The sequence below is a fragment of the Mesorhizobium sp. YL-MeA3-2017 genome, from assembly GCF_030814575.1.
Lineage (GTDB): Bacteria > Pseudomonadota > Alphaproteobacteria > Rhizobiales > Rhizobiaceae > Mesorhizobium > Mesorhizobium terrae.
Window position 1 is genome coordinate 3678786 of record NZ_JAUSVH010000001.1, and the last position, 20639, is coordinate 3699424.

General features: G+C 64.0%; 23 protein-coding genes. 17 read left to right on the forward strand and 6 right to left on the reverse strand.

From position 1 onward, the window contains the following. The first annotated feature begins 131 nt into the window (after positions 1-131). The 7 genes from QFZ88_RS17580 (at position 132) to QFZ88_RS17610 (ending at position 6909) form a co-directional block, all read left to right on the forward strand. A complete protein-coding gene (locus QFZ88_RS17580) occupies positions 132-1628 on the forward strand; it encodes an FAD-linked oxidase C-terminal domain-containing protein (protein ID WP_024924641.1) in 1497 nt (498 codons plus the stop codon). A gap of 3 nt (positions 1629-1631) precedes the next feature. Continuing rightward, on the forward strand, positions 1632-2216 hold the full coding sequence (locus QFZ88_RS17585; RefSeq protein ID WP_024924642.1) for a hypothetical protein: 585 nt from the start codon (positions 1632-1634) through the stop codon (positions 2214-2216). Positions 2217-2281: 65 nt separating this feature from the next. After that, positions 2282-2749: an endonuclease domain-containing protein gene (locus QFZ88_RS17590; RefSeq protein ID WP_024924643.1), complete on the forward strand. Its 468-nt coding sequence runs from the start codon at positions 2282-2284 to the stop codon at positions 2747-2749. A gap of 175 nt (positions 2750-2924) precedes the next feature. Continuing rightward, complete coding sequence (gene glcE, locus QFZ88_RS17595) at positions 2925-4178, forward strand: glycolate oxidase subunit GlcE (RefSeq protein WP_024924644.1); 1254 nt, start codon at positions 2925-2927, stop codon at positions 4176-4178. Continuing rightward, positions 4175-4561 carry a DUF4870 family protein gene (locus QFZ88_RS17600; protein WP_024924645.1) on the forward strand — a complete coding sequence of 129 codons (387 nt, stop codon included), beginning with the start codon at positions 4175-4177 and terminating at the stop codon, positions 4559-4561. The genes glcE and QFZ88_RS17600 overlap by 4 nt, the downstream gene beginning before the upstream one ends. Positions 4562-4581: 20 nt before the next feature. Beyond that, the gene (gene glcF / locus QFZ88_RS17605; RefSeq protein ID WP_024924646.1) at positions 4582-5895 is read left to right on the forward strand and encodes a glycolate oxidase subunit GlcF; all 1314 of its coding nucleotides are present in this window, start codon (positions 4582-4584) and stop codon (positions 5893-5895) included. Positions 5896-6129: 234 nt separating this feature from the next. Next, positions 6130-6909 (forward strand): hypothetical protein, encoded by a 780-nt coding sequence (locus QFZ88_RS17610; protein ID WP_024924647.1) that lies wholly within the window; start codon positions 6130-6132, stop codon positions 6907-6909. 30 nt (positions 6910-6939) lie between these two features. Here the strand turns inward: QFZ88_RS17610 and QFZ88_RS17615 are convergent, their stop codons facing one another. Continuing rightward, positions 6940-7869, reverse strand: a complete 930-nt coding sequence (locus QFZ88_RS17615) for a bifunctional 5,10-methylenetetrahydrofolate dehydrogenase/5,10-methenyltetrahydrofolate cyclohydrolase (protein WP_024924648.1) — start codon at positions 7867-7869, stop codon at positions 6940-6942. Positions 7870-8138: 269 nt separating this feature from the next. Then, positions 8139-8936 carry a L,D-transpeptidase gene (locus QFZ88_RS17620; RefSeq protein ID WP_024924649.1) on the reverse strand — a complete coding sequence of 266 codons (798 nt, stop codon included), beginning with the start codon at positions 8934-8936 and terminating at the stop codon, positions 8139-8141. 217 nt (positions 8937-9153) lie between these two features. Between QFZ88_RS17620 and QFZ88_RS17625 the strand changes: the two genes are divergently transcribed. Then, positions 9154-9789, forward strand: coding sequence for a DNA-3-methyladenine glycosylase I (locus tag QFZ88_RS17625; RefSeq protein WP_024924650.1), 636 nt, complete (start codon positions 9154-9156; stop codon positions 9787-9789). A 7-nt stretch (positions 9790-9796) separates the two neighbouring features. Here QFZ88_RS17625 and QFZ88_RS17630 read toward each other — a convergent pair whose 3' ends face one another. Both QFZ88_RS17630 and QFZ88_RS17635 read right to left on the reverse strand, forming a co-directional pair. Continuing rightward, positions 9797-10000, reverse strand: a complete 204-nt coding sequence (locus tag QFZ88_RS17630) for a hypothetical protein (RefSeq protein ID WP_051504790.1) — start codon at positions 9998-10000, stop codon at positions 9797-9799. Next, the gene (locus QFZ88_RS17635) at positions 9997-10305 is read right to left on the reverse strand and encodes a hypothetical protein (protein WP_137901740.1); all 309 of its coding nucleotides are present in this window, start codon (positions 10303-10305) and stop codon (positions 9997-9999) included. The genes QFZ88_RS17630 and QFZ88_RS17635 overlap by 4 nt, the downstream gene beginning before the upstream one ends. A gap of 40 nt (positions 10306-10345) precedes the next feature. Between QFZ88_RS17635 and hisS the strand changes: the two genes are divergently transcribed. The 5 genes from hisS to QFZ88_RS17660 all read left to right on the forward strand — a co-directional run bounded on the left by hisS (position 10346) and on the right by QFZ88_RS17660 (position 15886). Then, positions 10346-11845 (forward strand): histidine--tRNA ligase, encoded by a 1500-nt coding sequence (hisS, locus tag QFZ88_RS17640; RefSeq protein WP_024924652.1) that lies wholly within the window; start codon positions 10346-10348, stop codon positions 11843-11845. Beyond that, positions 11842-12210, forward strand: a complete 369-nt coding sequence (locus tag QFZ88_RS17645; RefSeq protein ID WP_024924653.1) for a VOC family protein — start codon at positions 11842-11844, stop codon at positions 12208-12210. Before hisS ends, QFZ88_RS17645 begins: the two co-directional genes overlap by 4 nt. Further along, positions 12207-13331 (forward strand): ATP phosphoribosyltransferase regulatory subunit, encoded by a 1125-nt coding sequence (locus QFZ88_RS17650; protein WP_024924654.1) that lies wholly within the window; start codon positions 12207-12209, stop codon positions 13329-13331. Before QFZ88_RS17645 ends, QFZ88_RS17650 begins: the two co-directional genes overlap by 4 nt. Continuing rightward, on the forward strand, positions 13328-14029 hold the full coding sequence (gene hisG / locus QFZ88_RS17655) for an ATP phosphoribosyltransferase (RefSeq protein WP_024924655.1): 702 nt from the start codon (positions 13328-13330) through the stop codon (positions 14027-14029). Before QFZ88_RS17650 ends, hisG begins: the two co-directional genes overlap by 4 nt. Before the next feature lie 96 nt (positions 14030-14125). Continuing rightward, positions 14126-15886 (forward strand): AMP-binding protein, encoded by a 1761-nt coding sequence (locus tag QFZ88_RS17660; RefSeq protein ID WP_036254372.1) that lies wholly within the window; start codon positions 14126-14128, stop codon positions 15884-15886. Between the two features lie 12 nt (positions 15887-15898). Here the strand turns inward: QFZ88_RS17660 and QFZ88_RS17665 are convergent, their stop codons facing one another. Beyond that, positions 15899-16336, reverse strand: coding sequence for an Lrp/AsnC family transcriptional regulator (locus tag QFZ88_RS17665; RefSeq protein WP_036254375.1), 438 nt, complete (start codon positions 16334-16336; stop codon positions 15899-15901). Between the two features lie 132 nt (positions 16337-16468). Between QFZ88_RS17665 and rocF the strand changes: the two genes are divergently transcribed. The 4 genes from rocF to QFZ88_RS17685 all read left to right on the forward strand — a co-directional run bounded on the left by rocF (position 16469) and on the right by QFZ88_RS17685 (position 19529). After that, a complete protein-coding gene (gene rocF / locus QFZ88_RS17670; protein ID WP_024924656.1) occupies positions 16469-17389 on the forward strand; it encodes an arginase in 921 nt (306 codons plus the stop codon). Then, complete coding sequence (locus QFZ88_RS17675; protein WP_024924657.1) at positions 17389-18453, forward strand: ornithine cyclodeaminase; 1065 nt, start codon at positions 17389-17391, stop codon at positions 18451-18453. Before rocF ends, QFZ88_RS17675 begins: the two co-directional genes overlap by 1 nt. Before the next feature lie 131 nt (positions 18454-18584). Then, complete coding sequence (locus QFZ88_RS17680) at positions 18585-18977, forward strand: RidA family protein (RefSeq protein WP_024924658.1); 393 nt, start codon at positions 18585-18587, stop codon at positions 18975-18977. A 237-nt stretch (positions 18978-19214) separates the two neighbouring features. Then, positions 19215-19529, forward strand: a complete 315-nt coding sequence (locus QFZ88_RS17685; RefSeq protein ID WP_024924659.1) for an EthD family reductase — start codon at positions 19215-19217, stop codon at positions 19527-19529. Between the two features lie 107 nt (positions 19530-19636). On the opposite strand, the gene QFZ88_RS17690 is transcribed toward QFZ88_RS17685, so the two are convergent. Beyond that, the gene (locus QFZ88_RS17690; protein ID WP_024924660.1) at positions 19637-20581 is read right to left on the reverse strand and encodes a hydrogen peroxide-inducible genes activator; all 945 of its coding nucleotides are present in this window, start codon (positions 20579-20581) and stop codon (positions 19637-19639) included. Positions 20582-20639 lie beyond the last annotated feature (58 nt).

The window sequence follows — 20639 nt, forward strand, 5'->3', positions numbered from 1 at the left end:
TTTCTGCCAGCGTCAGATTGCCGCGCGGAACGCTGTCGGCTCGACGGCACTTGCCTTGACCCAAAGCATGATTTGCAAGCAGCCGGTCGAATTGGTAAAAAGCTTTTACCAGTGAGCGAAAGGAGCGCGCTTTGTCCACCCTGGCCATGCCCAAACCGGACGAGGCGACGCTTGGCCGACGCGTTACGATCATCGCCGACCTCAAGGCGATCGTGCCGGGCGAGGGCGTCGTCGAAGCCGTCAACGAGATGCGGGCCTTCGAAAGCGACGGGCTGACCGCCTATCGCCAATTGCCGCTGGTCGTGGTTTTGCCGGAAACGGTGGCGCAGGTTTCGCGGGTGCTCAAATATTGCAACGAGCGCAACATCCGCGTCGTGCCGCGCGGTGCCGGCACTTCGCTGTCGGGCGGCGCGCTGCCGCTGGAAGACGCGGTTTTGCTGGTCATGAGCCGCTTCAATCGCATCCTCGGCATCGACTATCCCAACCGCACGGTGACCGCGCAGCCGGGCGTAACCAATCTCGGCATCACCCATGCGGTGGAGCAGGAGGGCTTCTACTACGCGCCGGACCCGTCCTCGCAGATCGCCTGCTCGATCGGCGGCAATGTCGCGGAGAATTCCGGCGGCGTGCACTGCCTGAAATACGGGCTGACCGCCAACAATGTGCTGGGCATCGAAATGGTGCTGATGAACGGCGAGGTGGTGCGCCTCGGCGGCAAGCATCTCGACGCGGAAGGCTACGATCTGCTTGGCCTGATGACCGGCTCGGAGGGGCTGCTTGGCGTCGTCACCGAAGTGACGGTGCGCATCCTGAAGAAGCCGGAGACTGCGCGTGCCCTGCTGATCGGCTTCCCGACCAGCGAACAGGGCGGCCAGTGTGTGGCCGACATTATCGGCGCCGGCATCATTCCGGGCGGCATGGAGATGATGGACCGCCCGGCGATCCACGCGGCTGAAGATTTCGTCCAGGCTGGCTACCCGCTGGAATGCGAGGCGCTGCTGATTGTCGAACTCGACGGACCGGCGGTGGAGGTCGATCACCTGATCGGCGCGGTCGAGGCGATCGCCATTCAAAACGGCTCCACCACCTGCCGCATTTCGACTTCGGAAGAAGAGCGCCTGCGCTTCTGGGCCGGCCGCAAGGCGGCTTTCCCGGCGGTGGGGCGCATCTCGCCGGACTATTACTGCATGGACGGCACCATTCCGCGCAAGGAATTGCCGCGGGTGCTGGCCGGCATGCGCGATCTCTCCGAAACCTATGGCCTGCGCGTCGCCAACGTCTTCCATGCCGGCGACGGCAATCTGCACCCGCTGATCCTTTATGACGCCAACAAGGAAGGCGAGTTGCACAAGGCCGAAGCGTTTGGCGCCGACATATTGCGGCTCTGCGTCAAGGTGGGTGGCGTCCTGACCGGGGAGCATGGCGTCGGTGTCGAAAAACGCGACCTGATGCCGGAGATGTTCAACGAGGCCGATCTCGACCAGCAGATGCGGGTGAAATGCGCCTTCGACCCGAACCATTTGCTCAACCCCGGCAAGGTGTTTCCGCAATTGCGCCGCTGCGCCGAGCTTGGGCGCATGCATGTCCATCGCGGTCAGGTGGCCTTTCCCGATATTCCGAGGTTTTGAGGCGTGCTGTTCAAGCAATCCATCCTCGAAGGGATCGCGCGCGGCGACATCACGCTGGCCTTCCGCCGTTGGCAACGTCCGACGGTGAAAGCCGGCACCGGTCTGCGCACGGCGATTGGCGTGGTGCGTATCAGCGCGGTCGAGCCGGTAGCTGAGAGAGATCTGACCGACGCCGATGCAAAGGCTGCCGGCTTTGTCGACCGCGCAGGGCTGCTGGTCGATCTGCGCTCGGATGGCGATCGCATGCTTTATCGGATCGCCCTCGACGGCATCGAACCCGACCAGCGCGTTGCCCTGCGAGGCGAAGCTGAAGTATCGGAAGAAGAGTGGCACGACCTCGCCGCGCGGTTCGAGCGTTGGGATCGGACGAAGCCTGGTTATTTCCCGTCGATCCTGCAGGCGATCGGCACTGGCCCGGGCACGCCCGCTGCCGAGTTGGCCCAGGCGGCCGGCGCCGAAAAGCTGAAATTCAAGCAGGACGTGCGCAAGCTGAAGGAACTCGGCCTGACCGAAAGCCTCGAGATCGGCTACAGGCTTTCGCCGCGCGGTGAAGCGGTTCTGGAAAAGCTGCGGGAGCACCGGCTGTGACGACCTCTCCGGAGACGACCCGCCATCAGGATGTGGGTTCCTCGCCCCCGCAAAGCGGGGGAGAGGTGGCTCGGGCGCAGCCCGAGACGGAGAGGGGGACTTCACAAATCCCGCCCCGCCGCTCCCCGAACCACGTAGCACGGGCACGTCGGTTGCGGCACGGCGGCAACGTGGCCGAAGCTGTGCTTTGGAATGAGCTGAAGGCCAAGAAACTTGGTGGCCACAAGTTCAGCAGGCAGGTGCCGCTTGGGCCTTATTATGCTGACTTTGTCTGCCGGCAGGCCAAGCTGGTTATCGAGCTCGATGGCAGCCAACATGTCGACAGTGGTTACGACAAGTGTCGCGATGAATTTATGCGGGCTAGCGGATATTCCGTTCTCAGGTTCTGGAGCGGCGACGCGCTGAAGAACATTGGCGCCGTCTGTGAAACAATTCTCGCGGTTCTGGATGGCCGGCTAATTGGAGATATTGTCTCCACCGATCTCAAGTTCGTTTTCGCGCGGACAGAGCAATCGGGAAGGGAATGCAAGTGACTGTAAGATTCCCCCTCTCCGTCACCGCTTCGCGGTGCCACCTCTCCCCCGCTTTGCGGGGGCGAGGAATCACTGCCGGAACGTCGGCGCTTCTCCAGCTTGGGTTCCTCTCCCCCATGCAATGGGGGAGAGGTGGCGCCGCGAAGCGGCGACAGAGAGGGGGCTATAGCGCAACATGACCACCTTCGCCCCAACCTCGTCCGCCGAAGTGCTTTCCTCCGTGCAATGGGCTGCCGCCGAGGATGCGCCGCTGGAAATCGTCGGTCATGGCTCCAAGCGCGGCATCGGCCGGCCGTTGCAGACCGAACATACGCTCGATCTGTCGAAGCTCACTGGTGTCACATTGTACGAGCCGGCCGAACTGGTTCTGTCGGCCCGTGCCGGCACATCATTGGCCGAGATCGAAAATCTGCTCGCTGAAAACGGCCAGCAGCTTGCCTTCGAGCCGATGGACTACGGTCGATTGCTCGGCGGCGAGCCGGGCAAGGGCACGATCGGCGGCGTGCTGGCCGCCAACCTCTCCGGTCCGCGCCGGCTGAAGGCAGGCGCGGCGCGCGACCATGTACTCGGCATCCATGCCGTATCGGGGCGGGGCGAGGCCTTCAAATCCGGCGGACGGGTGGTCAAGAACGTCACCGGCTACGATCTTTCCAAGGCGATGGCCGGTTCGTGGGGCACGCTGGCGGTGCTGACCGACGTCACTTTCAAGGTGTTGCCGGCCGCTGAGACTGAGGTGACGCTGGCCGTGCGCGGTCTTTTGGACGACAACGCCGCCGCCGCCATGTCGATGGCACTCGGCTCCAGTGCCGAGGTCTCCAGCGCGGCGCATCTGCCCGAACGCATTGCCGCGCGGGTCGCCGACGGTACCTTAGGCAGCGAGGCTGCGACGCTGCTACGTGTCGAGGGTTTCGGCCCGTCGGTCGCTTATCGCGTTGAAGCGCTGAAGACCTTGCTGAGAAAAGCCGGACCCTTGCAGGAGATCGGCGGCGAGGCGTCGCTTCTTGTGTGGCGCGACATACGCGACTGTGTGCCGTTCGCCGGTTCCGACAAGCCGCTCTGGCGCGTGTCGATGGCCCCCGCCGACAGCCATGCCATGGTGATGGCGCTGCGCATGCAATCTGCGGTGGAAGTGTTCTACGACTGGCAGGGCGGCCTGATCTGGCTCAGCATGGAAATGGGCGAGGCGGAAGCCGAGCTGGTGCGGGCGGCGGTGAGGCATTTCGGCGGCGGTCACGCCACGCTGGTCCGTGCCGCGCCCGCTATCCGCGCGGCCGTGCCGGTGTTCCAGCCGCAGCAGCCGGCGCTCGCGGCGCTGTCGGCGCGGCTGAAGGCCGAGTTCGACCCGAAGGGCATCCTCAATCCCGGTCGCATGGCGCCTGCAACAGCGTCTGCTAATGTATCCGCCTCAGCAGAGGGAGCTATATCATGAGCGACAGCCAGCCGCAGCAGAGCCCACCCCGTCAGACCGATCGTTGGCTGGAGCCGGGGCAGACCAACGCGCAGGTGATCTACATTCTCTATCTCGCCAGCCTCGTCGTCGGCGTCACCATGATCGTCGGTGTCGTGCTTGCCTATATCAATCGCGGCAAGACCGGCGGGTTCGTGGAAAGTCACTACACGTTCCTGATCCGAACCTTCTGGATCGGCCTGCTGTATGGGCTGATCTCCGTGGTGCTGTTCTTCGTCTTCATCGGCGTGCTGCTGATGTTCGTCGTGCTGGTGTGGTTCATCGCGCGCTGCGTTCTCGGCCTGCAGGCGCTGCAGCGGGGCGAGGCCGTCAAGAACCCCGAAAGCTGGCTGCTGGGCGGCTAGGAACACGAGGAAGAAAAGACGTGCAGACCCATTTCTCGCCCGCCCAGCTCGCCGATCCGCATGTCGCGGAATCGGAAAAGATCCTGCGCAAATGCGTGCATTGCGGTTTCTGCACCGCCACCTGTCCGACCTATGTGACGTTGGGCAACGAGCTCGACAGCCCGCGCGGTCGCATCTACCTGATCAAAGACATGCTGGAGAACGGGCGCCCGGCCGACAAGGAGATCGTCACTCACGTCGACCGCTGCCTGTCCTGTCTCGCCTGCATGACGACCTGTCCGTCGGGCGTGAACTACATGCATCTGGTCGATCACGCGCGCGCCCATATCGAAAAGACCTACCGACGTCCGCTGGCCGAGCGGCTGATCCGCTCGATGCTGGCATTTGTTCTGCCTCATCCCGCGCGGTTTCGTTTCGCACTGAAGCTGGCGAAGTTCGGCAGGCCCTTCGCCGGCCTGTTCGAAAACAGCAAGGCATTGAAGCCGCTGGCGGCCATGCTGAAGCTGGCACCGGCTTCGGTGCCCACGCCGCTGGCGCGGCCAGGCGCGCGGAAAGTGCCGACGAGTGAGAAGCGAGGGCGAGTCGCGCTGCTGGCCGGCTGCGCGCAGCAGGTGCTGGAACCGGGTATCAACGAGGCAACGGTTTCGCTGCTCAACCGCCTCGGCGTCGAGACGGTGACGCCCAAAGGCGAAGGCTGTTGCGGCTCGCTCGTCCACCACATGGGCCACGAGGAGGCGGCGCTCGCCTCCGCACGGCAGAATATCGATGCATGGACGCGCGAGATCGAAGGCGAGGGGCTCGATGCCATCGTCGTCACCGCGTCCGGTTGCGGCACGACGATCAAGGATTACGGCTTCATGCTGAGGCTCGATCCGGCCTATGCCGAGAAGGCAGCGCGCGTTTCGGCATTGGCCAAGGATGTCACCGAATATCTGGCGATGCTTGATTTGCCTGAACCAACGCGCAAGCCGGGTACGGTGGTTGCCTATCATTCCGCCTGTTCGATGCAGCACGGCCAGAAGATCACCCGCCAGCCGAAGGACCTGCTCACCCGCGCCGGCTTTGTCGTGAAAGAGCCGCGCGAAGGGCATCTGTGCTGCGGCTCGGCCGGCACCTACAACATCCTGCAACCGGAAATCTCGGCCCGGTTGCTCGAACGCAAGGTGAAGAACATCGCCGCCACCGGTGCCGAAGTGGTCGCCACCGGCAATATCGGCTGCATCGCCCAGATCGGTTCGGCGGCGAAACTGCCCGTGGTGCACACGGTCAAGCTGCTCGACTGGGCCTATGGCGGCGAAAAGCCGGCTGAACTGCGTCGGGGCAAGGCAGCCTAGCGATAGCCGGTGGCGTTGGGCCGCGATCCATCGAGGTCGGTGAAACATAGACCTTTACCGGTTCGCCGCTGGAGAGCGACTGGCCGTTCCAGCGGGCGGCCCGGTTCAGCTGTCAGAATCGCTCCGCATAGAGAGAGGTGTTTCGGAACAGCGGTGGACCGCCTTGGTTGAAGTCGTGGCTCAATGTGGAAGGACTGGTGTGACGTATTCTGGGGTGCTGGCTTGGAGAAACATATGACCAGCACCCTACCTTCAACACACGCTTCCTTTCTCGAAAACCTCCTCCGTGAACTCAAGCAGGACCAACGCTTCGACGCGCTGCTTGCCGGCGGCTCGCTGGTTCATGGCGGCCTGGACGAGCATTCCGACATCGATCTCGTGCCTGTGGTACGGGACGATCTTTATCCGCAGGTGATGGCCGAACGGCGCGACATCGCCGCTGGCCTGGGAAATCTGATTTCCGCCTTTACCGGCGAGCATGTGGGCGAGCCGCGTTTGATCATCTGCCTGTACGGGCCGAAGCTGCTTCATGTCGATCTGAAGTTCGTCGTCCTCTCCGATCTCAAGGCACTCGTGGAGCGGCCGAAAATTCTATGGGCGCGGCACGAGGACAAGGTCTCCAAGGCATTGGACGCGGCGACAATCGTGTGGCCGAACTGCTCGCCCGAATGGTTCGAGGAGCGTGCCTGGGTATGGCTGCACTATGGCGCGACGAAACTGCAACGCGGCGAATTGTTCGAAGCGCTGGGCTTGATTGCCTTCTTCCGCGAGCAGGTGCTCGGCCCCATGCTCAACCGCAGATCGGGGAAACCGCAGCGCGGCGTTCGCAGGATCGAGCAGGATGAGGATGCTGTTGCTGCCCTTTTGCCCGTGGTCGCGGTGCACGACAGGCAATCGGTAGCGAACGCGTTGATGAGCGCGCTGCAACTTTATGTCGAGCTGCGCAAGGATCAGCCGCCGGCCGTGCTTACGGCTGGCATGCCCGACCTGATGGTGTCCTTCTTGGCGCGGTGAAGTCGGTGGCCGCGCAAGCGGCCATCTGCCTTATTCCGCCGCGATCCGGCCCTGCGGCTGGTCGCCGACGGCATAGGAGGCGCGGTAGAGTTCGCGCTGCCGGTTGAGTGCCACCATGGTGTTGCGCAACAGGATCGCCACCGTGATCGGGCCGACGCCGCCCGGCACCGGGGTGATCCAGGAGGCGACTTCCTTCACGCTTTCGGTGTCGACATCGCCGACGATGCGGCTGGTGCCGTCGGGCAAGGTCTCGGCATTGATGCCGATGTCGATGACAGCGGCGCCAGGCTTCACCATGTCGGCCTTGATCAGCCTCGGCTTGCCGACCGCCACGAATAGCGCGTCGGCACGTCGTGCATGCACGGCCAGCGAACGCGTCATGTGGTGGCAGACGGTGACGGTGGCGCCTTCGCTCATCAACAGGAAGGCGATTGGCTTGCCGACGATCTCGGAATGGCCGACGACGACGACTTCGAGACCCTTGAGGTCGAGACCGGTCTCCTTGAGCAATTCGACGGAGGCGGCCGCCGTACAGGGCGCGAGGTCGAGCTGGTTGTAGACGATGTTGCCGATCGAGGCCGGGTGCATGCCTTCGACGTCTTTCAGCGGATGCACGGCGCTCTGCAGCGCCTTGACCGGTATGTGCGACGGCACCGGGCGCTGGATGATGATGCCGGTCACCCGCGGGTCGGCATTCATGCCGTGGATCGCAGCCTCGAGTTCGCGGGCGGTGACATCGGCCGGAAAACGACGCTCCTCGAAATCGATGCCGGCGAGGCCAGCCTTGGCACGCTGGTTGCGCACATAGACGTCGACGGCGTCGACATCGCCGACGGTGATGGAGACCAGCTTCGGAGGAAAACCCTCGTTGCGCGCCTCGGCAGCGGCGACGCGCACGCTGTCGATGATGCGCTGGGCAACGGGGCCGCCCCTCAGATAGCGGCTGTCGGAGGTGGACATTGGCAAACTTCCGGTTTCTGCGTTTTCCGGGCGGCATAGCAGGAGAATGCCGTTGGGGGGAGGCTGATTCCGTCGTGCCTTAGTCGATTGTGGCCGTTGGCTCCTGGGTTTGCGCCGTATGCGCGCTGCTTTCAGCGAAAGCGCCAACAGAAAGGGCAGCGCGGCAATGCCGGCTGCCCTTTCCGGACTGGCCATGTCCCCACAAGGCCCGTCCCCCGTTATTCCGTTGCGGCCGAAAACGTATCCTCGGCCGACTCAACTCGAAAATATTACATCACGACGACCGTCGTGCCTACCTTCACCCGGTCGTAGAGGTCGACAACGTCTTCGTTGCGCATGCGGATGCAGCCCGATGAGACCGCGCCGCCGATCGTCCAGGGCTGGTTGGTGCCGTGGATGCGGTAGAGCGTCGAACCGAGATAGAGCGCGCGGGCGCCGAGCGGGTTCTCCATGCCGCCGGCGAGGAAAGTGGGCAGATAGCGGCCCTTGGCTTTCTCGCGCGAGATCATCTCGGTCGGCGGGCGCCAGTCGGGCCATTCGCGCTTCTGGCTGACCTTGTGCGTGCCGGCCCATTCGAAGCCCGGCTTGCCGGTGCCAACGCCATAGCGGCGGGCCTTGCCGCCATCCTGCACCAGATAGAGGAAGTTCTGCTTGGTATCGATGATGATGGTGCCGGTCTTCTCCTTGCCATCATAGGCGACCTGCTGCGGCAGGTAGATCGGGTTGATCTGCGGGCGGGCGACCGCGCGGCGCGCCGCCTGCGCCGGAACGGCGGCGGTGCGCATGCGGTCCGGCTGCGCCTGCGGTTGAACCTGGCGATACTGCACGCGCGGCTGACCCTGTCGGTAGCGTACCTGCGGCTGATCCATGGACGGCTGGACGGCATAGGCCTGGGCCTGCCGAGCCGCGCCCGGCGCACGGCCGAGCTGCAATACCCATGGCGCCGAAAGATCGGGGCTGACCATCACCGGCGGTCGTTCGGCGTAGCGGTCGCTGGCAAGGGTAGGGCTGGAGGCCGCCGCCAGCGCCCCAATGGCGCCGAACAATGGCAAAAGCAGTTTTCTCATGGACGCACTCTCAACTCGATCGTCACACTTGGCCGGAATCGGGTGTCCCTTCCGGCTTCGACCGACATGTTGGCTGGAGGCGGCAAGCGAAAAGTGAATCGGACTGCTTAAAATGCTGCTTTGTCAGTAAACCTTTTGGTGTGGTTACCGGTGGGTTCAGGAATCTGGTAAAGCGCCGGTAAAGCAGGCCGAAAGCGCGTTAACGAACGGATTTGCGATGAGCGACAACAATGGCCTGATCAAAGGGGCCGACGGCCTGACCCGCTGTGCCTGGCATGGCAACCTGCCGGACTACCAGCACTATCACGACCGCGAATGGGGACGTCCCGTCACCGAAGATCGCCGGCTGTTCGAGAAGATCTGCCTGGAAGGTTTCCAGTCGGGCCTCTCCTGGCTCACCATACTGCGCAAGCGCGAGGCCTTCCGCGAAGCCTTCGACGGGTTCGACTTCGACCGCGTGGCGCGTTTCACCGATGCCGATGTCGAACGGCTGCTTGGCAATGCCGGCATCGTCCGCCACCGCGGCAAGATCGTTTCCACCATCAACAACGCCAAGCGCGCCCGCGCATTGGCCGACGAGGCGGGCTCGCTGGCCGCCTGGTTCTGGAAGTTCGAGCCGGCGCCGGAAGAGCGGCCGGCGGTGGTCGACATCGTCCATGTGCGCGCCAATCCGACGACCGCGGTCTCGACACGCATTTCGAAGGAATTGAAGAAGCGCGGCTGGAGCTTCGTCGGTCCGACCACGGTCTACGCCTTCATGCAGGCGATGGGCATGGTCAACGACCATATCGAGGGTTGTTATTGCCGCGCCGAGGTCGAGGCTGAACGAAAGGCGCTGCGGCGCCCGAAATAGGCGAGGGTCAGCCGCGCGACAGCATCAGGCCGATGACGATCGCGGTGATGGTGGCGAGTGCCGGATAGATGACGAGCAGCCCGGTGACGAGAACATCGCCGACGCTGGAATTGTTGCGCTCCTCTACCGGAACCTCGAACGGCCCCGCGTGCTGGCTGATCGCGGGCGCAATTGCCTCCGGACGACGCAACGGGATTACCTGCGCGGTCATTGTCGGTTCGTCCAGGAAGTCGATTTTCCGCGCGGTAGCCATTTCGGGTGCAAATCCTTGGTTTCCAGCTGCTTATCGGCGGGGATTATGTCGGCACGATGCCGCGATAATGGCCGAATTGGTTCGTTTTCGGCGCCTTGTGCCGCAATGGTTGACGAGTGCTGAACGAGGTCGAACTGGGGCAGGTGGTTGAGCGTCGTCGTCTGCTGAAGACAGCCATGCCGACGGGACATTGCCGTTTTGGCAAACTTCTTGCCGCTCCATGCCGCATCGGCTAGGACAACCGCGCCGCGAAAGCGGTGCATTTCCCGTCCGCGGACACCACTGACAGCGAGCATTGAGGCCATGGCCGACAAACCGGAAAAGATGAAGGCGCGGCTGCCGCGCGGGTTTGCCGACCGCAGCGCCGAGGATATCCGCGCCGTCGACAAGATGATGGCGACCATTCGCGGCGTCTACGAGCTCTATGGCTTCGAGCCGGTCGAGCAGCCGCTGATCGAATATACGGATGCGCTCGGCAAGTTCCTGCCCGACCAGGATCGCCCGAACGAGGGCGTCTTCTCCTTCCAGGACGACGATGAGCAGTGGCTGTCGCTGCGCTACGACCTGACCGCGCCGACGGCGCGTTTCGTCGCCGAGAATTACGACCGCCTGCCGAAACCCTATCGCAGCTACCGCTCCGGCTGGGTGTTCCGCAACGAGAAGCCGGGTCCGGGACGCTTCCGCCAGTTCATGCAGTTCGACGCCGACACGATCGGCACGCCCGGCGTGGCGGCGGATGCCGAAATGGCGATGATGATGGCCGACGTGATGGAAGCGCTGGGTATTGCGCGCGGCGACTATGTCATCCGCGTCAATAACCGCAAGGTGCTGGACGGCGTGCTGGAGGCCATCGGCCTCGGCGGCGATGACAATGCCGGCCGCCGTCTGATCGTGCTGCGCGCCATCGACAAGCTCGACAAGGTCGGGCCGGACGGCGTGCGCGCTTTGCTTGGCAAGGGCCGCCTCGACGAAAGCGGCGATTTCACCAAGGGCGCTGGGTTGGATGATGCACAGGCCGATCGTGTGCTGCTTCTGACGGCACCAAGCACTGGCGATCTCACCGATACGCTGGTCAAGATGCGGGCCGCGGTCTCCGGCTCGGAACGTGGGGCAGAGGGCGTGCAGGAACTGCAAGATATCGGCGCGATGATTGCCGCCGCTGGCTATGAGGATGGCCGCGTCAAGATCGACCCCTCCATCGTCCGTGGCCTCGAATATTACACCGGCCCGGTCTACGAGGCCGAATTGCTCGCCGAAATCCCCAATGACGAAGGCAAGATCGTGCGCTTCGGCTCGGTCGGCGGCGGCGGTCGTTATGATGGGCTGATCTCGCGTTTCCGTGGCGAGCCCGTGCCGGCCACCGGCTTCTCCATCGGCGTCTCGCGCTTGATGACGGCGCTGAAGAACCTCGGCAAGCTCGACATGTCCGACATCGTCCAGCCCGTCGTCGTGCTGGTCATGGACCGGGACACGGAAAGCCTCGGCCGTTACCAGAAGATGGTCTCGCAGTTGCGCCAGGCCGGCATTCGCGCCGAGCTCTATCTCGGCGGGGCCGGCATGAAGGCGCAGCTGAAATATGCCGACCGCCGCGGCTCTCCCGTCGCGGTCATCCAGGGGTCAAGCGAGCGCGATGCAGGCGAAGTGCAGCTGAAGGACCTGATCGAGGGCGCCCGGCAGGCGGCGGCGATCGCCGACCACGCCGAATACAAGGAAGCGCGCCCGGGCCAAGTGACTGTGCCGGAGGCCGATCTGGTGGCCGAGGTGAAGAAGATTCTGGCCGCGCAGGCAGCCGATCGCCAATGACGCTGCTCGCCATCGATCATGTCCAGCTTGCCATGCCGGGGGGGCGCGAGGCCGACGCTCGCGCCTTCTATGCCGGCATTCTAGGCCTGATCGAGCTGGCGAAGCCCGACAGTCTCGCAGCGCGTGGTGGCTGCTGGTTCGAAAGCGGCGCGGTGAAAGTGCATCTCGGCGTCGACCCCGACTTTCATGCGGCCGGCAAGGCGCATCCTGCCTTCTTGGTTGACGATGTGAAGGCGTTGGAGGCGGCGGTGACAAACGCCGGCTATCGCGTGGCGACCGATGTGCCGCTGGCGGGTTATGTGCGCATCCACATCTACGATCCGTTCGGCAACCGCATCGAGCTGATGCAGAAAGTGTCCTCGTGAGAAGCGCGCGGCCCCCAGCTTTCGCCGGCGAAGTCGCTGCGCTGCTCGAACGGCGCGGCGCCGGTCTCGTCGAAGTGGCGGTGCTGCAGCCGGCCGATCCGTTCCTCGATATGGCCGGCGAGGATCTGCGCCGCCGCATCTTCCTGACCGAAAGCGAGACCGGCCAGACGCTTTGCCTGCGTCCCGAATTCACCATTCCGGTTTGCCTCGACCACATCGCCAGCCAGGCGGGCACGCCGCGCCGCTACGGCTATCTCGGCGAGGTTTTCCGCCAGCGGCGCGAAGGCGGTAACGAATTTTTCCAGGCCGGCATCGAGGACCTTGGCGATACCGACACCGCCGCCGCCGACGCCCGCAACATTGCCGATGCCCATGCCTTGCTGTCGCTGGCGCTGCCGGATCGCGTCTTGTCGGTCACGCTGGGCGATCAGGCTATCTTCGAAGCGGTGTTGGCCGCGCTCGGCCTGCCGCGCGGCTGGCGCATGCGGCTCGCCCGCGCTTTCGGTTCGAAGGAGATGCTGGAAGCCGCGCTTGCCGATCTCGCCAACCCGCCGCGCAACGGCCAATTGCCGGCGCCTATCGCCACGCTGGCGCTGGACGCCGATCTCGACGGGCTGATGGCGCACATCGCCGGCGGCATGGAAACGGTCGGTCTCTCGGCCTCCGCCGGCCGCACACCGGCGGACATCGCGCGCCGGCTGGTCGAGAAGGCGCAGCTGCGTTCCGTGCGTTTGTCCGACGAGGCGTTTGCGGCATTGAAGGCATTCCTGGCCATCCATGTGCCGCTGGCGCAGGCGGCCGCGGCGCTGGAGCGCTTCGCCGCCGATGCTGGCCTGGCGCTGGGCGCCGCGCTCGACACGTTCGCTGCCCGCGCGGACGCGGTCGCCGGCCATGGCCTGCCGTCAGAAGCGGTCCGCTACGATGCCGCTTTCGGTCGTCCGCTGGATTATTACACCGGCCTCGTCTTCGAAATAGCCTCCGCCGATGGCGAGCGTCCATTGGCCGGCGGCGGGCGCTACGACCGCCTGCTGACGCTGCTCGGCGCCAAAAGCCAGATTCCCGGTGTCGGTTTCTCGGTCTGGCTCGACCGCATCGAGGCGCTACGGGGTGACGCATCATGACCGTGACGCTGGCGATCCCGTCCAAGGGGCGGCTGAAGGAACAGGCGCTTGAGGTTCTGGCGAAGGCCGGGCTTGCCGTCAGCCTGCCGGAGGACGACCGCAAATATCACGCGCGTATCGCCGGCCGCGACGATATCGAGGTGGCGTTCCTGTCGGCATCCGAAATCGCCGGCGAGATCGGACAGGGCGCCGTCGACCTCGGCATCACCGGCGAAGACCTTTTGCGCGAGAACCTGGCCGACTGGCAATCGCGCGCCGAGATCGCGGCCCGGCTGGGCTTTGGCCACGCCGATGTGGTCGTGGCGGTGCCGGACATCTGGTTGGACGTCGACACCATGGCCGACCTCGACGATGTCGCCGCCGACTTCCGCCAGCGCCATGGCCGCAGGCTGCGCATCGCCACCAAATACTGGCGGCTGACGCAGCAATTCTTCACCGCCAAGCACGGTATCCAGGTCTATCGCATCGTCGAGAGCCTGGGCGCCACCGAAGGCGCGCCGGCAGCAGGCTCGGCTGACATCATCGTCGACATCACCACGACCGGCTCGACGCTAAAGGCGAACCATCTGAAAATCCTGTCGGACGGCATCGTGCTGAAATCGCAGGCCTGCCTCGTGGCCTCGAAGAAGGAACGCAAGCCGGCCGATGCAGCCCTTGTCGCCGACATCACCGCCAAGGTCGCGGCCTCGCTCGCATAGCAGCGACACGCGGCCGCTTGCGCCATCAGACTTTTGACTGGATGTTCTGTCGGTTGACCGGCTGATAGCCTCTGCCGGCTAGCGCAGGAGGTGGCCATGGCGATCAATCCCGACGAACTGAAAGGCACGCGCCCGACATTCGATCGCGCCGCGCAGGCCGGTGCTGTGTTCATCGCGCCCCGAGACGGGCTTTCGCATGTGTCGGGCGAACGCCTCGTGCCGTTGCTCGACAAGACCATCCCGCAATTGCTGGGCGATACGGTGCGGGCTCATGGTCCGCGCGATGCCGCTGTTTTTCCGAGCCAGGGCAAGCGCTTTTCCTGGGATGAGCTGGCGCAGACGGTCGACACATTCGCCGCCGGTCTGGCGAAACTCGGTCTGGGAAAGGGCGAGCGTGTCGGCATCTGGTCGCCCAACCGCTGGGAATGGCTGGTCACGCAGTTCGCCACCGCGCGCATCGGGCTTGTCCTCGTCAACATCAACCCGGCCTACCGGCTGGCCGAACTCGAATATGCGCTGAACAGGGTCGGTTGCAGGGCTCTGGTCACGGCCGCGCAGTTCAAGACCTCGGACTATCTCGGCATGATCCGGACGCTGGCGCCCGAGATCGATGTCGCCGTGCCAGGCAAGCTGGCGGCGGCGAAACTGCCGGCGCTTGAGATCGTCATCCGCATGGGTGAGGAGACATCGCCCGGCATGTTCAACTTCGGCGACGTTCTGGCGATGGGCGCCGGTGCCGACCGGGCGGCGCTGGATCGTATCAGTGCGACGCTGACGCCCGACGATGCCATCAACATCCAGTTCACGTCCGGCACCACAGGCGCGCCGAAGGGCGCTACACTCACCCATGCCAACATCATCAACAACGGCAATTTCGTCACCGCCGCCATCCGGCTGACCGCGAATGACCGGCTCTGCATTCCCGTGCCCTTCTACCACTGCTTCGGCATGTCGATGGGGTCGATGGGCTGTGTGTCGAAGGGCGCGACCATGGTGTTCCCGGGCGAGGGTTTCGATCCCGGCGTGACGCTGAAAGCAATATCCGACGAACGCTGCACCGGCCTCTACGGCGTGCCGACCATGTTCGTCGCCATGCTCGACCATCCGGATTTCAAGAGCTTCGACCTGTCGTCGCTGCGCACCGGCATCATGGCCGGTTCGCCCTGTCCGATCGAGGTGATGAAGAAGGTCATCGCGCTCATGCATATGTCGGAGGTGACGATCGCCTACGGCATGACCGAGACGAGCCCGGTTTCCTTCCAGAGCGGCGTCGACGACCCGTTGGAGAAGCGTGTTTCGACGGTCGGCCGCATCCATCCCCATGTCGAGGTCAAGGTGGTGGATGCCGAAGGCGGCACGGTGCCGGTCGGCGAGCGCGGCGAACTGTGCACGCGCGGCTATTCGGTGATGAAGGGTTATTGGGAAGACCCGGAAAAGACCGCAGAGGCGATCGACCCGGACGGCTGGATGCATACCGGCGACCTTGCCACCATCGACGAGGAGGGGTTCTGCAACATCGTCGGGCGCGTGAAGGATTTGGTCATTCGCGGCGGCGAGAACGTCTATCCACGCGAGGTCGAGGAGTTCCTTTACCGGCATCCCAAGGTGAAGGAGGTGCAGGTCTTCGGCGTGCCGGATGCCAAATATGGCGAGGAGATCGCCGCCTGGATCGTGGTGAAGCCGGGTGAGACCATGAGCGAGGAGGATGTGAAGGCCTTCTGCGCCGGGCAGATCTCGCACTACAAGGTACCGCGTTACATCCGCTTCAAGGACAGCCTGCCGATGACCGTGACCGGCAAGGCGCAGAAGTTCATCATGCGCGACGCCATGGTCGAGGAACTGGGCCTCAAGTCCTGATCGCAATCGAGCTTACAGCCGTGCCCGCGTCGAGCGCGGGGTGGCCAGCAGCAGCGTCGTTTCGGAACCGGTGATGGCTGGAATGAGCCGCACCTTGCGCAGCACCGCGTCGAGCTGCGTCAGCGTTTCGGTGTTGAGCTCCACGACCAGGTCCCAGCGGCCGTTGGTGGTGTGCACCGCCGAGATTTCCGGGAAGCCGCCGAGAGCCCGCACCACGCGGTCGGCGGCATGGCCTTCCACCTCGATCATCATGATGCCGCGCACGCGCTGTTCCAGCGCATCCGCCCGCAGGATGACGGTGTAGCCGAGGATTTCGCCCTGGCGCTCCAGCCGTTCGATGCGGGCGCGAACGGTGGCGCGAGACACGCCGAGATCGACGGCAAGGTCGGAGATGGAGCGGCGGCCGTCATGGCGCAGCAGCGTCACCAGTCTTTCGTCCAGCGCATCCATGTTTGACCATATTGGTAATCGATACTGCCGAAATGATAAGGCATTGGGCAATATTTGCCAATTCAGATTGTTCATTCCGCCAGTCGTTTGCGCTTCAATTGCCGCAAAAGATCTAAACAGGGAAGGAACATCATGCGTTGCAGGATATTGGGTGCGCCGGAGCAGGATGGCGCCGGAGTTCTGGGATGCGAGATGGGGCCAAGCGCATTGCGTACGGCCGGACTGATCCCGGCGTTGATCGAGCTTGGCCATGAGGTCGAAGACCTGGGGACGGTGCAGCCTACCGCGACCCAGCCGATCACTCACCGCAATCCCGCGTTGAAGGCGCTGCCGGAGATCGTTGCCTGGACGGCAGCGATTGCCGAGGCTGCCTATCAGGCCAGCAAGGACGCGATGCCGATCTTCCTTGGCGGCGATCATGCCATCTCCGCCGGCACGCTGTCCGGTATCGCCCGCCGTGCCGCTGAGACCGGCCGGCCTCTCTTTGTCCTGTGGCTCGACGCGCATCCCGATTTCCACACGCTCGACACCACCGCCAGCGGCAATCTGCACGGCGTGCCGCTTGCCTATGCCTGCGGCCTGCCTGGCTTTACCGGCGTCTTCCCGGATCTGACCGTGCGGGTGGAGCCCACGCGTATCTGCACGCTCGGCCTGCGCAGCGTCGATGCGGCTGAGCGCCAGGCGCTCAACGAGGCCGGCGTGACGGTACACGACATGCGCGCCATCGACGAGCACGGTATCGCGCCGCTCCTGCGCGCCTTCCTCGCGCGTGTCGCTGCCGAAAACGGCCTTCTGCATGTCAGCCTCGACGTCGATTTCCTCGATCCGTCGATCGCGCCGGCTGTCGGCACCACGGTGCCCGGCGGCGCTACCTTGCGTGAGGCGCATCTGGTGATGGAGATGTTGTCCGACAGCGGACTGGTCACCAGCCTCGATCTCGTCGAACTCAATCCCTTCCTCGATGAACGCGGCCGTACCGCCACCTTGATGGTCGACCTGACGGCGAGCCTGATGGGCCGTCGCATCATGGACCGTCCGACGAGGAGCTTCTGATGACGACCGCAGCCAAGCTCAACATCGTTCCCTTTGTCAGCGTCGATTCCATGATGAAGCTGGTGCTGGCCATCGGCGTCGAGCGGTTTCTCACCGAGCTAGCCGCCTACATCGAAGAGGATTTTCGTCGCTGGGAGCTGTTCGACAAGACGCCGCGTATTGCCTCGCACAGCCATGACGGCGTCATCGAGCTGATGCCGACCAGCGACGGCAGGCTCTATGGCTTCAAATACGTCAACGGCCACCCGAAGAATACGCGTGAGGGCCTGCAGACGGTGACCGCTTTCGGCGTGCTGGCCGATGTCGGCTCGGGCTATCCGATGCTGCTCACCGAAATGACCATCCTGACCGCGTTGCGCACCGCCGCCACCTCGGCGGTCGCGGCCAAATATCTGGCGCCGAATGGCGCCCGCACCATGGCCATCATCGGCAATGGCGCGCAGTCGGAATTCCAGGCCATCGCCTTCAAGGCGATCACCGGTATCGACAGGCTGCGTCTCTACGACATCGATCCGTCGGCCTCGCGCCGCTGCGCCAAGAACCTTGCCGGCATGGGTTTCGGCATCACCATCTGTTCCTCGGGCCAGGAAGCGGTGGAAGGCGCCGAGGTCATCACCACGGTGACCGCCGACAAGCAGTATGCGACGATCCTGACCGACAACATGGTCGGCTCCGGCGTGCACATCAACGCCGTCGGCGGCGATTGCCCCGGCAAGACGGAGCTGCATCGTGATATCCTGCTGCGCTCCGACATCTTCGTGGAGTTCCCGCCGCAGACCCGCATCGAGGGCGAAATCCAGCAATTGGACCCTGACCATCCCGTGATAGAGCTGTGGCAGGTGATGGCCGGCAAGGTCGCCGGTCGCTCCAGTGACAAGCAGATCACGCTGTTCGATTCCGTCGGTTTCGCCACCGAGGATTTCTCGGCGCTGCGTTATGTGCGCGACCAATTGCAGGCGACCGGCCTCTATGAGGAGCTCGACCTGCTGGCCGATCCCGACGAGCCGCGCGACCTGTTCGGCATGCTGCTGAGGGCGGGCGCTAAGGAAGGCGTTGTCGCCTAGAGCAATTCCAGGAAAAGTGCGTAGCGGTCTTCTGTCTGGAATTGCGTAAAAACAAAGAGTTAGAGCGTTTCCGCGGTTCAGTGAAAAACGGAAACGCTCTAGTTTCAGTCGGAAGAAACAGGAGGTTGCTGATGTCGCTCGAACTCATCAATCCGGATGATCTGCCTGTTCCCGAGATGTACACGCAGGTTGTCATCGCAACCGGGACCAGGATGGTGTTCGTCTCAGGCCAGCAGCCCGAGAGCAGAGACGGCAAGCTCGTGGGGCATGGTGATTTTGCGGCGCAGGCTCGCCTGACATTCGACAATCTCGGCCGGGCGCTCCGGGCCGCGGGCGCACGGCCTGAGCAGGTCGGCAAGATCACGATCTATATCGTCGACTACAACCGCGATGTACATGTTCCGATCATCGAGGAGGCGCAGATTTCGTTGTTCGGAAATCACAAGCCGGCGAATGTGATCGTGGGGGTGGCGATCATGTCTCCGGGCTACCTCATAGAGGTTGATGCGATAGCGGTCATTTGACGGGAAGCCGCGGTTGTCGCGGCGCGGCCATGTCGAGGTCACGCACTCATAGACTGACGTCGTCCGCCGTTCAGCGCTTTCCTCTATCGGTGCCGCAATCCGCTTCGAAAAGCACAGCGAAAACCACCTCGCTCCCGTCAAACTCGCTTCAGCCAAAATCCGGATGCGCTTTGCGAGTCCGTGAGCTAGAAAGCCCCCCTCGGACGCTCGGAGCGGCGTTCATGCAGGAGCCTGACCATGATCAAGATGAGCGTCTACTATCCGGCCGATGGCGGCTCGAAGTTCGATCACGACTACTACCGCACCACCCACATGCCGCTGCTGCGGGAACGGCTCGGCGATGCCTGCCTGCGCTACGAGATCGACAAGGGCCTTGCGGGTCGCGAACCTGGAAGCGAGCCGAAGTTTGTCGCGGTGTGTCACGTCTACTCGCCGAGCCTGGGGGTATTCCAACAGGCGCTCGGTCCCCACCGCACGGAGATCGCCGCGGACGTCGCCAACTATACAGACATCGCGCCCATAGTGCAGATCAGCGAAATCGTTGAAGTGTAGGCGCTTCGGCGCGTCAGGCGTAGCCGTGAAACTTTCCGGGGCAGGCGTCGTGCCGGCGCACCATGATCATGGTGTCAAACTCGCTTCAGCCAAAATCTGGATGCGCTTTATGAGACGGCGACCTGAGATGAGCTGCTGACTTGGTGGACATGCGTTGGTTCTTCGCGCACGCTTTTCAGCACTTGGGCCAAGGCCTTGCATTCCGCCTGGCGGTGCCCGTTGCGGCGCCAGGCCAGCGCTACGGTGCGTGACGGCATAGGCTCGGTGAAGGGCACGACGCGAAGATCGGGCAGCGCTGCGGTCGGCGCCACCGCCATCTCCGGCACCAGTGTCACGCCGAAGCCATGTCCGACCATCTGCAGAAGCGTGGTCAGGCTGGTTGCGCCATAGTTGGCCATGGCGGTGGGGCGCACGCTGCCGCACAGTTGCAGCGCTTGATCGCGCAGGCAATGGCCTTCTTCCAGCAGCATCAGCCGTTCCAGCACCGGGCTCTCTGGCGGTACCGGCGGCGCCACCAGATCGGGCTCCGCGCGCGGTACCGCCAGGAAGAAGCGGTCCTCGAATAGCGCCTCGGCCGTCAACCCTGGCTGGTCGAGCGGCAGCGCCGCGATGAAAGCGTCGAGGCTGCCCAGCGCGGTTTCCTCGGCCAGCGTGTCGGTTACCGCCTCGCGCAGTTCGAGCCGCAGGTCGGGATAGCGCTGCCGCAGTTGCGGAAGTACCGAAGGCAGGAGATAGGGCGCCACCGTCGGGATGATGCCGAGCCGGAAGCGGCCTTCCAGCGCCTTGCGCCCCGCCATGGCAGCTTCTTCCACGTCGCGCGTGGCCGCCAGTGCCCGCGCGATCAGCGGCAACAGCGTAAGCGCTTCCGGCGTCAGGATGGCGTTGCGGCCGGAGCGGTCGAAGAGTTTGCAGCCGAGCTTTTCCTCCATGTCGGCAATCTGCGCGGAAAGCGCCGGCTGGCTGATGCCGCACAGGACGGCGGCACGCCCGAAATGCAGCGTCTGGACCAGTGTCTCGAAATACTGCATCTGCCGCAGAGTGAGTTTTATCATAAGAAAAACCTATCGGAAAAAACACAAAAGGCAATTTGCTTTTATAGAATGAAGCACT

Coding starts and splice junctions, on each gene's coding strand:
- glcE (WP_024924644.1), top strand. CDS start 2,925: ATGACCACCTTCGCCCCAACCTCGTCCGCCGAAGTGCTTTCCTCCGTG.
- QFZ88_RS17600 (WP_024924645.1), top strand. CDS start 4,175: ATGAGCGACAGCCAGCCGCAGCAGAGCCCACCCCGTCAGACCGATCGT.
- QFZ88_RS17610 (WP_024924647.1), top strand. CDS start 6,130: ATGACCAGCACCCTACCTTCAACACACGCTTCCTTTCTCGAAAACCTC.
- QFZ88_RS17615 (WP_024924648.1), bottom strand. CDS start 7,869: ATGTCCACCTCCGACAGCCGCTATCTGAGGGGCGGCCCCGTTGCCCAG.
- QFZ88_RS17620 (WP_024924649.1), bottom strand. CDS start 8,936: ATGAGAAAACTGCTTTTGCCATTGTTCGGCGCCATTGGGGCGCTGGCG.
- QFZ88_RS17625 (WP_024924650.1), top strand. CDS start 9,154: ATGAGCGACAACAATGGCCTGATCAAAGGGGCCGACGGCCTGACCCGC.
- QFZ88_RS17630 (WP_051504790.1), bottom strand. CDS start 10,000: ATGACCGCGCAGGTAATCCCGTTGCGTCGTCCGGAGGCAATTGCGCCC.
- QFZ88_RS17635 (WP_137901740.1), bottom strand. CDS start 10,305: ATGCACCGCTTTCGCGGCGCGGTTGTCCTAGCCGATGCGGCATGGAGC.
- hisS (WP_024924652.1), top strand. CDS start 10,346: ATGGCCGACAAACCGGAAAAGATGAAGGCGCGGCTGCCGCGCGGGTTT.
- QFZ88_RS17645 (WP_024924653.1), top strand. CDS start 11,842: ATGACGCTGCTCGCCATCGATCATGTCCAGCTTGCCATGCCGGGGGGG.
- hisG (WP_024924655.1), top strand. CDS start 13,328: ATGACCGTGACGCTGGCGATCCCGTCCAAGGGGCGGCTGAAGGAACAG.
- QFZ88_RS17660 (WP_036254372.1), top strand. CDS start 14,126: ATGGCGATCAATCCCGACGAACTGAAAGGCACGCGCCCGACATTCGAT.
- QFZ88_RS17665 (WP_036254375.1), bottom strand. CDS start 16,336: ATGGATGCGCTGGACGAAAGACTGGTGACGCTGCTGCGCCATGACGGC.
- rocF (WP_024924656.1), top strand. CDS start 16,469: ATGCGTTGCAGGATATTGGGTGCGCCGGAGCAGGATGGCGCCGGAGTT.
- QFZ88_RS17675 (WP_024924657.1), top strand. CDS start 17,389: ATGACGACCGCAGCCAAGCTCAACATCGTTCCCTTTGTCAGCGTCGAT.
- QFZ88_RS17680 (WP_024924658.1), top strand. CDS start 18,585: ATGTCGCTCGAACTCATCAATCCGGATGATCTGCCTGTTCCCGAGATG.
- QFZ88_RS17685 (WP_024924659.1), top strand. CDS start 19,215: ATGATCAAGATGAGCGTCTACTATCCGGCCGATGGCGGCTCGAAGTTC.
- QFZ88_RS17690 (WP_024924660.1), bottom strand. CDS start 20,581: ATGATAAAACTCACTCTGCGGCAGATGCAGTATTTCGAGACACTGGTC.